The organism is Streptococcus sp. HMSC072G04 (genome assembly GCF_001813295.1).
In the GTDB taxonomy this organism is placed as follows: Bacteria; Bacillota; Bacilli; order Lactobacillales; family Streptococcaceae; genus Streptococcus.
Window position 1 is genome coordinate 17,506 of the sequence record NZ_KV812007.1, and the last position, 11,494, is coordinate 28,999.

The following is an 11,494-nucleotide window of genomic DNA, read 5'->3' on the forward strand; positions in this document are numbered from 1 at the left end:
TCTCTATATTCAATGAATTTGTATTTGAGTTATTTTTTTGTTGTTATCACGTCCTGTTCTTTTACTGACTGTTGCTTCAAAATCTGCTTGTGTCGGTCTGTCAGTTTCGCATGGTCGAGAATGTCTTTTACAACCTGCGTCTGGTTGATTTCATCAAGTTTAATCGCAACCTTTAAGGTCGGGGCAACTTGATGAGATAGCCAGTTCAGCGTCCTTTGGAAGGAGTAAGGCTCTGGTTTTGTGGTTAGTTTTAATCGTTCACGATTGTTCCCAATAAACCAAGCCCATTCTTCATTCAGTTTCCAATCAGAACGAGGTTTGGAATCGTCTTTATCTACAAAACGGATATACCGATTGATAATTTTAAAGGCGGTATGCTCTGGATTGTCATAGACGAGTAAATCACGGACTGCATAATAGGCACGCTCATTTTTCAATCGAATCTCAAAACGGTTTTTTACTTCTGCGTCTTCAATGGGAATATCATTTTTCTTGTACTGCTCGTAGTCCTTTTCATAGATACAGAAATAAACTTCACTTTGTAATGAACCGATATAGAGGGTGTTTCCCATACATTCCTTTTCCTCTTTGCGTACCAGTTCGCCACTGCGATAGCTTTTAAAACTGCGGAAGACGGAGATACATTCTTCCTGTTGGCACTTTTCAGTGAGTACAGGGATATTTAAAATCCCTGTCTTATCGTTAATGGCAAGGTCAAGGCGTTTCATCACACCGCCAGCCACCAAAACGTCCATAAAGAACTCATACCAGCTTCTTTGTTGTGCCAGAAGATAGCTTTCAAATTGTCTGCACCCACGACCTTTCAATTCCACCAGAACTCCTTTGTCCAGTTCATGGGAGCAAAGGACGAATATGTCGCCTAAAGCATAATGCTCTGAATAAGAATAGAAACCATAGTCCTCATGAAGAAAATAGGACAGTTTCAGTTGTAAGATGTTTTCGACCACCTGCTGTACGTCTGTTGTCGGAAAGCGAATCCTTACATAATCAAACAGCATTTCAAGGGGAGCGTCGGGATTGAAGCGTTCCAGAGCTTCCCAAAGGGACTGCTGTAAATCCTCTGATGGCTTGACTTTTCCTGTTTCAATATCGCTTAGATACTGCCTTGTAATACCAGTCGCAACAGCTAAACGGTTTTGAGATAGTCCATAAGCCAAGCGTTTTTCTTTTAAATGCTGTAACCAAGTTTGTTCATTCAGTAAAAATCCCTCCAATCAAAAAGGCGTATGTCAACTTTTAAAGCCCATTTGACATACGCTGAAATTTTGTAAATCCCTTGTAACCAAAGGATTTTCTAATGTTTTTTTGACTGTTTCCTGTCGATTTGTACCCCCCTGTTAGATACGGGGGGTTAAGTGCTGGCGTGGCTATTGCCACACCAGCCAGCAAGATCAGTCCACACCTGCGACTTCCGCTTCGCACGTCGCCTGCGTGGACTGTCTGCTGTTGGATAACTTTTTAATTTCCTCCAAGAAATCATATCCTTTTGGTACAAGGGGAGTATAAAACTCTGATATGACACTTGTTCCTACATCAACATAGCCACGACCTTTGATTCGCTTTAAGAAGAAATCCTTTTGTACGTCACTGCCAAACATCATGCCATAGCCCATTTCAGACATACGACCTAAAGCCACTCTGAAATTAAACTGATCACGGATTCCGTCGCCTAAATATTTTGCGTCTGGACGTTGACAAGCCAGTATTAGAAAGAAGCCAGCTTGACGACCTAACATGACAATCTGTTTCAGCTTATTCATAACTGCGGTGTTTTCTTTTGTTCCCAGCATTTCCATGAAAGCGACGTATTCATCAAAGATTAAGAAGTGTGCCGGGAGACCTAAGTAAGCATAATTTTTGCCAGTCTTATAGTTCTTCATCTGCTTCATTTCCTCACTACGTTTCATCATTTCTTCATAGAATGTTTCAATGCAAGAAAGCAAGTCTTCTTTTCTATAGTAGACATTTGCCATCACAGAACCTAAGTCCGCAAGGTCAGCATTTTTCGGGTCAAGAATATACAGTTTTGAATCTGTATGAAGCAAGGCTTCAATCAGTGTCAGTATAAAGTAAGTTTTACCGCCACCTGTACCACCAGCAATCAACATATGAGGGAGCTTATCATATTCCCACCATACGTTTTTCATTAAGCGAAGTTTACCATCTTTAGCTTCTACTTCATCAATAGAAATACGACTGGCTATGGTGTCATAGAGCAAAGTATATTCCACATAGGAATCCTTTAACTCTTTATCCGTCAGCTCACAGTACAAGCCACTCTCTAATTTCTTTTCCAAGTGTAAGAGTTGGTCTTGATATTTTCCCAGCGTGATTTCCACCCGTATCTGTATCAAGCCATTTTTAAGTCGATAATACATTTTAGGGAAGTAGGTTATCTTTTCCTTTGTACGACCAGCACTATCTTTAAAGAAACCCTCTGTTTTGACCTGTTCAGATTCATACCACTTGTTTTCAAGTATCATCTTTGCCAGTTTTTGACGGTGGTAAAGTTGTTTAACCGTATCATAGCGAACCCGTTTGAATACAAACGCTACCAGCAAGCAGATAAGAATTGCGACACTGAAACTGATAATTAAATAGGGAATGTCAATCTTATCTGCTTGTGATAGGTTAAAATCCTGCCAGTTGATCTGCTGGATTGTCTTCACATGAAACAGTCCGACAACCAGCAGGAAAACAGGCAGGAGTGACGCTATCGTAAAATGAAAGACTAAATCTTTACCAGATGGGCGAATCCTTTTACCACGCTGTTTCATGCGAAAAAGTCTCCTTTCTACCTAGCGACTATTTGTCTTGTGTCGGTTCTTTCTTTGCTTGTGGTTGAGCTTTGAATGAACTAGAATCCTTTGTCAGCACAATATCGTCTGCCTTGATATACCAGTCAACATCTGCTCCTTGATAGGTGGCAGTAGCAACGGTGTCCGCAATGGGATTGATAAGTTCCACCCGTGCGTTATAATCAAACTCTTTCAAAGGCACGCTGGCAGGAATACTTACTTGAATCATGCGTCCTTGTCCTTTGGATTTTAAGTCATAGGTACGTTCCTTGATTTCATCTGAAACCGACCCGTCTTCATTTTGGATTCTCACTTCACGACGTAGAGCAGAGAATTTCAATTCTCCAAAAGTCGTGTCTTTATCTAATACAATGCCATTTGCTAATCTCATCATTTTTCCTCTCTTTCTTTATTCTTTTATCATGTCGTCAGCATGTAAAAGGTAATTTGTAAAACCACGAGTGCCGATTTTGTAGCCCTCTGCGGTAATACGTGGATTGACTAACTTCACACGTTCCTCAAAGCCGAAATGTTTTTCGCCAGCTTCAGCAGGAAGCACCACCACAATATCATCTGCTCTTTGAACATCAGAATAGAGATTATAGCTTCTTGATAAGACAGTTAGCCGTCCGTTGATTCTTCGCTGAACGACTTTATCCTCGCCAGCAAATTCTAAATTGCCGAATGTTTTTTCCATGTTGGGAATCACAAATTTAAGTTCCATATTTTTACCTATCCTTTCTTTTTTATTGGCTGAATGAATGTTTGATGGTCTTAAAGAGTGGGGAACGACCTTTTGATTCTTGATTTTTTGTTTTCATAAGTTCACTTCCTTTCAAAATCGGGTAAAAAAATAGACACCTCATTTTTTGAAGTGTCTACCTATTAAATATTCAAATTTTATTGGAAGTATCTTTATATCTTCACTTTTCAAGGATAAATCGTCGTATCAAAGCTCATTCATAAGTAGTAAATTAGTAGTAAATTGAGTGGTTTTGACCTTGATAAAGTGTGATAAGTCCAGTTTTTATGCGGATAACTAGATTTTTATGCTATTTTTAGGCATAAAAAAAGTGGGAAAGAAAAAGTTTTTATACTTATCCTTTTCCACTTTTTTATTTTGTCTCGTTTATAATTGTGTTAATAGCTGAAATGACTTTATTTTGTTTGTATTCTGGTAAAGATTTGATAGTGTCGATAAGCTGTGCTAAGTCAGTGCTTTCTTCTTTAAGTGTTAAATCAAAAAAAGTTTGTAGATCAACATTTAACGCTTCTATAATTTTCTCAAGCGTACTAATTTTTATATTGGGTTCTAAATTTTCCAGCTTATAGGCATAATTGGTACCAAGATCTGCTTTTTCTTCTAGTTGTTCCTGTGTCATTCCTGACTGAATCCGCAAAATCCGTATTCTTTTGCTTATATACTTTTGTAATTCTGACATTGCTCACCTCGTAAGACTATTCTACAGTCTTAGAAGGTTAGATTCTAGTTCTTAAAAGGTTGGATACAACTTTACAAAGTTGCCAAAATATAGTATAATTCGGGTGTTTATAATTATATAGTGATAATTTGCTCAATACTCTATCATAAAGGTGGGAATTATGAAAAAGAAAACGATCAAAGCAACTGTATCTGCTGTATCAATAGCTACAGCTTTTGCGGGAATTTCTGTTGTACAAGCGGATGAAGTAACTGCAACTCAACCTAATGAGTCAACTTTAAGTGTTGAATCGGCGTCTCCTTCGTCTACAAATATAAAACAAGTAGACGGGGTATTTGTCCATAATGGAGTTGCAACCGTAACGAAAACGCCAACTTCTGAAGTTGTAGAAGAAGCTAGAACGATCAAGAAAGAAACGGATCAATCGGTTTCAAATCAAGAAAGTGCTTTAGAAAACGCTAAGACTTCGGAAACAGTTGCTGCATCAAAAGTTTCCGATGCAAATATTGAATTAAAGAATGCTGAGGCGAATAAAGAATTAGCTACGCCTGAAAAAATTGAAAAAACGAAGAATGAAATATCAGAAGTAAAAGCTAATATTGAGAAAAAGGAAACATCACTAAAAGATGCATCTGATAAAGTTCTAGAAGCTGAGAAAGAACGTAATCAGCAATCAGAGGTTATTAAAAAAGATCAAGAAAAAATTTCAGAGCAAGAAAAGAAAGTTTCGACAGCTGAGGAAGCAGTAGCAACTGCACAAAAAAATCTTGATGGTACTGGAGCATCGGAAATCATTGCTGAAAGAGACAAAGCAAAAAGTGATGTAGCGGAAAAAGAATCAGCAGAAGAAGCAGCGAAAAAGGCTTTGGAAACTGCCATTAACGAAGACAAAAATAAAGCTGAAGAACTCCGTAAAGCTTCTGCTGATGAAAAAATGCAACATAGTGCTAGTCAAGTATCTGCTAAACAACTAGCAGATGCGAAAAAGGTTGCAGAAGAAGCAGCAAATGCATTAGTGAAGGCACAAAAAGAGAAAGAAACTGCCCAGAAGGTTCTAGACGGTACTGGTGTTGAAGAAATTGTAGCAGAACGTGATGCTGCTAAGGAGAATTTAGATGCTAAAACAGCAACTGAAAATACAGCTAAACAAGAACTCGATCGTGCCAAAGAAGCGGATGATAAAAAAGCTACTGCATTAAAAAATGCAAAATCAGTTGAAGCAGATCAAATAAAGAAAAGCCAAGAAACGGCAGCAAATTTGTCATCTGCTGAGGAAAAACAAAAACAAGCACAAGAGAATCTAAAGAAAGCTAAAGAAAATAAGGTTTCAGCGCAAAGTAATCTTGATGCTTCTGAATCACAACTTGCCCAAACAATCGCAAATCGTGATAGCAAAGCAAATGATTTAGCAAATAAACAAAATAGTAAGATTAGTGCAGAAGAAGAGCTAAAAACAGCTAAAGAAAATGATGCTAAAAAAGCTTCGGAAATTTCTGCTTTAACTACCAAGAAAAACCAAGAAGAGGCAAAAGTAAATGAAACTTCAAATGAGCTAGCGAGTGCTACATCAGCAGCTCAGGAAGCAAAAGAGAATAAAGAGAAAGCTGATCAAGCAGTTGAAATGCTGAATAAACAAATTGCAGCAATTAAAAATCTCACTATTCCTCAATTGCCTCAAGATGTCATTGATGCTTACAAGACTTATCTTGCCGATAACTCTGATGCAAATAAAAATGCATTAAACGATGTTATTCAAAAATGGTTCACAGGTAGTAAGTATGATTTTGGTACTCCAGAGACGGAATATTCTCCTGAACACCAAAATATTGTTATCAAAGGTTGGCCAAATAAGGATATTGTTTTGCCTATCGATGACTCTGAAGTCGATTTGGATAATCTTACAGATAAACAGATTGAAGCTTTGAGTCAATATTATGTGCTTCTCGCAAACAATCTGCAAGACCAAGTCTGGGGAAGCCATGATTTTATAGTTACTAAAGAATCTGTTCAAGGTGTTAAAAATATCGCAAAAGCCTATGCTGAAGAAAATAAACCATTTGGTACAAGTCATAGTGTGACAGCTCTTGCAAAAGATGGATTGGATTCAATCGCTTGGGCTGGCGAAAATATGAGCTTCAATAATACATTACTAGGTTTTAGTGCTTATTATTCAGAAGCAAAAGAAACACGAAAAGCTACAATGTCCCAATTGTATCGCGAGGTATATGATGCTGTAATTAGCTTTATGGCAAATGATGTACATGCATATTTTGGACATATGAGATTAATGATAGGAGAAAAAGCTCCTTCAAATATACAAGCAGTAGGGGTAGCAAATAGTCTAACACCTAGTGGTGTTGGTCGAATGCATTTTATTAAATTCAAAGGTCAATCTAGCCATTTCGATTACATTAAAGATGAACAAACAGGTGAGTATCACTCTAAGTTCATCGACGATTATTATGATAAAGGGATTGCCAAACCTCTAGCTACTCCATTTGATACTTCAAAAATGGAAGATGAGTTATCAGTTGCAAAAGCTAAACAGACTGCAGCAAATACGGCAAATGATTCTGCACAGAATCGTTTGGAAAAAGCTAAATCAGAAAATGATTCAAGTACAAAAGCTCTCAAAGAAACGACAGCAAAATTAGATGCTTTGAAAGCTACTCCTGACCAAACACCTGCAGCTACTACTAAATTTGAAATCGCTACACAAAATTATAATGAAGCACAAATCCAATTTAATAAAGCTCAAGATGCACTCGATCAATTAAATGCTGATATTCAAAGCAAGCGTCAAGCTTTAGCAAATGCAAAAGACAATTTAGACCAGGCTACAACAGCAGAAGTAAAAGCTAAATCTGATCTTGAAAAAGCAAAACTAGAAAATCAAAATGCGAATCAAAATCTGAAACAAACTCAAAAACTTGTAGCAGAATTAATGTCAGTTCCTGATCAAACTCCAAGTGCACAAAAGAAATACGACAATGCGAAACAACTAAAAGAAGAAGCTGAAACAAGATATATCAAAGCTCAAACAGCTCTGGATAACTTAAATGCAGACCTTCAAGTTAAGCAAAAAGCATTAGAAACTGCAAAAGAGCAGCTTGAAAAAGCAAAAGCAACAGATAAGACTGCAAGAAACAATTTAGATGAAGCAACAAAAATTCATGAAAAACATTTGGCAGCCTTAAATGCTACACGTCAAACGATTGCAAGATTAAACTCAATCTCAGATAAGACACCTCTTGCACAAAAGAATCTAGATGAAGCTTCTCAACAATTGATTGCTGCCAAAACTCGTTATACAAAAGCACAATCAGCAGTTGAAAATCTAAATGCAGATATTCAAACAAAACAAAAAGTTTTAGCAGAGGCGCGTGCAGAATTGGATAAAGAACTTAAAGTTCTTTCAGAACTTAAAGCTGAAAAAGCTAAGGACGAAGCAGAACTCAGAAACCGTCAGAATAAAGTTGAAGAGTTAAAAGCTAAAGAAAGTCAAATTAAGGATGCAATGTCTAAATTAAAGACTAACTTAGTTGCTTTAGAAACACTTTTGGATCATTTTGAAAATGCTGATGCATATTTGAAGAAAGCAAAAGATGCATATGACAATGCAGTTGAAGAGCATCGTTTAGCACTTGAGAATGTAGTAAGAGAGGAAGCTAAACTTAAAACACTTTTACAAGATCAATTGGATGCAACTGCACAATATGAAGCAGTTAGGGAAGCCTATTTAAATACTCGTACAAGACAAAGCGAAGTCTTTAACGATAAAGTAGATCACAAGATGATTTCTCTGAATCCTACGTTAGAAAAGAGTATACCAGAAAATACTTTTAACGAACGAGTATATAGCTATGCTGGAAATCAAGCTAAATATGCTGCAAATAGAGCCTTGCCTAATACAAGTTCAATTGAGAATTGGTTAGTATTTGCAATGGGAATTGTTCTTTGTAGTTTTGGTATTTCAGTATCACGGAAACATCGTAATTAATAAAGGTAGTTAAGTATTTCTTATTGTAGTAGTGAATAAAAGTTTATCATTCAAAATTTGATTTTTTACTAATGATTTTAGTGAAACTAGGTATATGAAAAAAATAATAAATATCTTTAGATATTTATAGGAGGAAAAATAATGAAAAAAATTATTGCTTTAGTTGTTTTAGTACTTGCGGTTGCCGGTGGGGTATTCTTTTTCTTGAATCAAAATTCAGGACCAGAGAAGCAAATTATTGGTACTTGGTATGATAGTAAACACGATTCAACTATCGTTTTCAATAGCGATAAAACACTAGAAGTAACAAATAATAAAGACGAATCTAGAGATGGTACTTGGAAAATTGCTGGGAAATACGTCAAATTAAAGGTTTCTAGTGCAGCGAGTGCTAAAGCTGAATTACCTGGAAAAGATGAAAAAGAAGTAAAATATTTAAAGATTCAATTTAATTCAATTGAAACTGTTAACAGTGATTTTCGAGTGGCAGACGGAACTTTTGAAAAACAGTAATATAATTTAAGTATCTATCTTAAATATAGTTAGAAGATAAATAATAAAAGGATTTGGAATTAATGTTATTGTTAACATGATTCTAAGTCTTTTTTATTGAGATTTTATCAAATGATAAATTGTAAAATATAGTGCAACAAAAAAACTCATAGCGTTTCATTGGTGTAAACTGTAAGTAACCGCACAAACAGAACCCGAGGAAAAACTATGAGCTACTCCCATCTTACCATAACCGACCGAATAAAGATAGAAACTTACTTGGATTTAGGTTTAAAATCTTGCCAAATTGCAAGTAAACTTGACTTTCATAAGTCTACCATTTCAAGAGAGTTAAGACGATGCCAAAATGGTTACTACGCCGTCTTAGCACAGGAACAGTACGACCACAGGGCTAAGCAAAAGGGTCGGAAGTCTTGTTTGACACCAAAGTTGAAAAAGGAAATTGAGAAGGGGTTAAAAGCCTCTTGGTCACCTGAACAGATTTGTGGTCGCTATCAGCTTGAACAAAAGCCAATGGTAGCTTTTAAAACCATCTATAACTGGCTCTATGCTGGTTTGATTGATCTGGATTTAAGCGTCCTGCGCCGAAAGGGAAAAAGTCGACAGCCCAAAGAAACACGTGGGACATTTAGGATTGGCACGTCGATTGCCAAACGTCCTAAAGAGGTCAGGAATCGTGAGACTTTTGGCCACTGGGAGCTCGATACTGTGGTGTCTTCCAGAGGTAAAAGCAAGGACTGTTTAGCGACCTTTCTAGAGAGAAAAACGCGCTTTTACTTAGCTTTCATTCCACTTTATACTCCTGAGATGAATCCGATTGAGCAAGTCTGGGCGGAGATTCGGAAGCGTGGGTTCGAGAAAAAGATGTTTAAAACTCTCAATGAAGTAATTGATAAGTTGCAAGAAGTGATTAGGAGCTTGCATTGGACAGTACTAAAATCTATTGTTCATAGAAGTTGGATTAGTTTTTGATTTTAGGTGAGTATGAATAATTGAAAAATAAAAGTCATAATGTTATAATTTGTGATATAAAGATAAATATTACATAGAATAGAGGTGGCCATATGGGGAAACTATTGGCGAGCCGAATGCGTAGTCGGAGAAAAGAACTGAATTTGTCTCAGGTTGAATTGGCTGCTGGTATCTGTGAACAGGCCCAAATCAGTAAAATTGAGCGAGATGCAGACTATAGTCCTGGCTCAGACTTAATATATGCCCTTGCAAAAAAGCTAAATGTATCAATGGACTACTTTTTTGACGAGGATATCCATGTCGAATCGGAGTTTTTGACTCAATTTCGTGCTGTATCTAAGAAATTCTTAGACTTACGAGATTATGATTCACTAAAATATATCTATGAGTTAGAAGCTGCGAAGACAGTAAAACTCCCTCTCTCCGATCAGTTATACCTTCAGTGGATAGAGGCTATTGTGTTGTTTAACCATGACCTTAAACAGAATGAAGCGATCAAAAAATTAGAAGCTATTTTGTCAAAATATAGCGAATATGATTGGGAATATTTGAATATCTCAAATAGTTTATTACACTTTTACTTTCAGACGGATGAACTCTCAAAATTTGAAGAAGTCTATAATCGCATGACCAATCTTTTTAAGAGTGTTAAGGTTCGGACAATTGATGAACTTGAAATTCTGATTAAATGTCGGTATAACTTTTGTCGGTATCTATGGTTAAACCAGCAAACAGAGAGAGCGATAAGTGAGACTTTTGAAACGATTGGTATTTGTCTCAAAAATAATAGTTTCTACTGTTTAGCTAATCTTTACTGTTTACTTGGGAATGTTAGTGAAGGTTTTGCCCATAAAGATGCCGTTAAACAGTACTTTGTAACAGCGCAGCATGCATACCTGCTAGAGGGAAATGATAAGATGGCTTTAGACCTTGAGCGTTTTATCAATGAAACATTCCCAGCATAATTGTTATAGACAACTCAGTCTTTACTGTGTTGTTTTTTATATGCATTTATTATAACATCTCTCATGAAACGAGTTATTTCTACGGTTAAAATAAACTTATTCATAATAAAAAAATAAAATAAAAAAATCTTTATAAATATAATTGACAAATAATTTTCTGCGTGATAGAATACAATCAAGGAATATGAAAGGGGTTGCAAGATATGAAGAAAGCAACTAAAAAGTTTGTTGTCGCAGTTTTATTAGCGGGTTTATTAGTTATTGTTGGTAAACCATCGATAAATCCCGCTCCCGCCCCTTTAGGCTTTGATCCTGGAGAATTATATTCTGTAAAATTTTAAAATATGAATTGTACAATTTTATGAATAAGCTGGTAGTATTACCAGTTCAAAGAAAGGATAGTTGCCAATGTACTAAGTTGTCATAAGTTACTAAAAAAGAGTTGTAATTGTTAGTTTTAGTCAAAAATGAAATGGAGACTATGTTATGAAGAAAAGAATTAAGAAGATTATTTCAACATCGTTACTTGCTCTTACCCTAGCTGGTGCAGGTGGTTCAATCGCTTCTGCCGCAACAGTTTATTATAAAGGTTCTGCCGTTTATTGGAACTATGGTCGTACAGTAGGACTTTGGAGTTACTCACACGTTCAATCTGGTGTGTATGAACACGCAGCAAGTGCTAACGGAGGTTTCTCAGGTTGGAAACGGCCAGGAATTGAAGCACGTGCATCTAGATATATTGGAAGTGGTACAGCACAATGTTACTGGAATTGTAGGTAAGCG

At 36.4% G+C, this 11,494-nt stretch carries 12 protein-coding genes; 6 read left to right on the top strand and 6 right to left on the bottom strand.

All coding sequences use genetic code 11. The features are described 5' to 3' along the window. Positions 1-29: 29 nt before the first annotated feature. The 6 genes from mobT to HMPREF2904_RS01350 form a co-directional block, all read right to left on the bottom strand. Entirely contained in the window at positions 30-1,235 is a 1,206-nt protein-coding gene (gene mobT / locus HMPREF2904_RS01330; RefSeq protein ID WP_000398284.1) for a MobT family relaxase, read from the bottom strand. A 22-nt stretch (positions 1,236-1,257) separates the two neighbouring features. Beyond that, entirely contained in the window at positions 1,258-1,410 is a 153-nt protein-coding gene (locus HMPREF2904_RS10965; RefSeq protein ID WP_000879507.1) for a hypothetical protein, read from the bottom strand. A gap of 2 nt (positions 1,411-1,412) precedes the next feature. Next, positions 1,413-2,798, bottom strand: coding sequence for an FtsK/SpoIIIE domain-containing protein (locus tag HMPREF2904_RS01335; RefSeq protein ID WP_000813488.1), 1,386 nt, complete (start codon positions 2,796-2,798; stop codon positions 1,413-1,415). A 28-nt stretch (positions 2,799-2,826) separates the two neighbouring features. Beyond that, a complete protein-coding gene (locus tag HMPREF2904_RS01340) occupies positions 2,827-3,213 on the bottom strand; it encodes a YdcP family protein (protein WP_000985015.1) in 387 nt (128 codons plus the stop codon). Between the two features lie 15 nt (positions 3,214-3,228). Further along, positions 3,229-3,543 carry a YdcP family protein gene (locus HMPREF2904_RS01345; protein ID WP_000420682.1) on the bottom strand — a complete coding sequence of 105 codons (315 nt, stop codon included), beginning with the start codon at positions 3,541-3,543 and terminating at the stop codon, positions 3,229-3,231. A 391-nt stretch (positions 3,544-3,934) separates the two neighbouring features. Next, positions 3,935-4,261, bottom strand: a complete 327-nt coding sequence (locus tag HMPREF2904_RS01350; RefSeq protein ID WP_003013607.1) for a helix-turn-helix domain-containing protein — start codon at positions 4,259-4,261, stop codon at positions 3,935-3,937. Between the two features lie 160 nt (positions 4,262-4,421). Here HMPREF2904_RS01350 and HMPREF2904_RS01355 point away from each other — a divergent pair, with 160 nt between their 5' ends. The 6 genes from HMPREF2904_RS01355 (at position 4,422) to HMPREF2904_RS01375 (ending at position 11,491) form a co-directional block, all read left to right on the top strand. Continuing rightward, on the top strand, positions 4,422-8,261 hold the full coding sequence (locus HMPREF2904_RS01355; protein ID WP_070659536.1) for an SEC10/PgrA surface exclusion domain-containing protein: 3,840 nt from the start codon (positions 4,422-4,424) through the stop codon (positions 8,259-8,261). 141 nt (positions 8,262-8,402) lie between these two features. Then, positions 8,403-8,774 (top strand): hypothetical protein, encoded by a 372-nt coding sequence (locus HMPREF2904_RS01360; protein WP_003004846.1) that lies wholly within the window; start codon positions 8,403-8,405, stop codon positions 8,772-8,774. Positions 8,775-8,981: 207 nt separating this feature from the next. Next, a complete protein-coding gene (locus HMPREF2904_RS01365; protein WP_141751181.1) occupies positions 8,982-9,746 on the top strand; it encodes an IS30 family transposase in 765 nt (254 codons plus the stop codon). 92 nt (positions 9,747-9,838) lie between these two features. Then, positions 9,839-10,711, top strand: a complete 873-nt coding sequence (locus tag HMPREF2904_RS01370) for a helix-turn-helix domain-containing protein (RefSeq protein ID WP_049496925.1) — start codon at positions 9,839-9,841, stop codon at positions 10,709-10,711. 203 nt (positions 10,712-10,914) lie between these two features. Then, positions 10,915-11,052: a hypothetical protein gene (locus HMPREF2904_RS11690; protein ID WP_155167719.1), complete on the top strand. Its 138-nt coding sequence runs from the start codon at positions 10,915-10,917 to the stop codon at positions 11,050-11,052. 145 nt (positions 11,053-11,197) lie between these two features. After that, complete coding sequence (locus HMPREF2904_RS01375) at positions 11,198-11,491, top strand: hypothetical protein (protein WP_023919386.1); 294 nt, start codon at positions 11,198-11,200, stop codon at positions 11,489-11,491. The last annotated feature ends 3 nt before the right edge of the window (positions 11,492-11,494 follow it).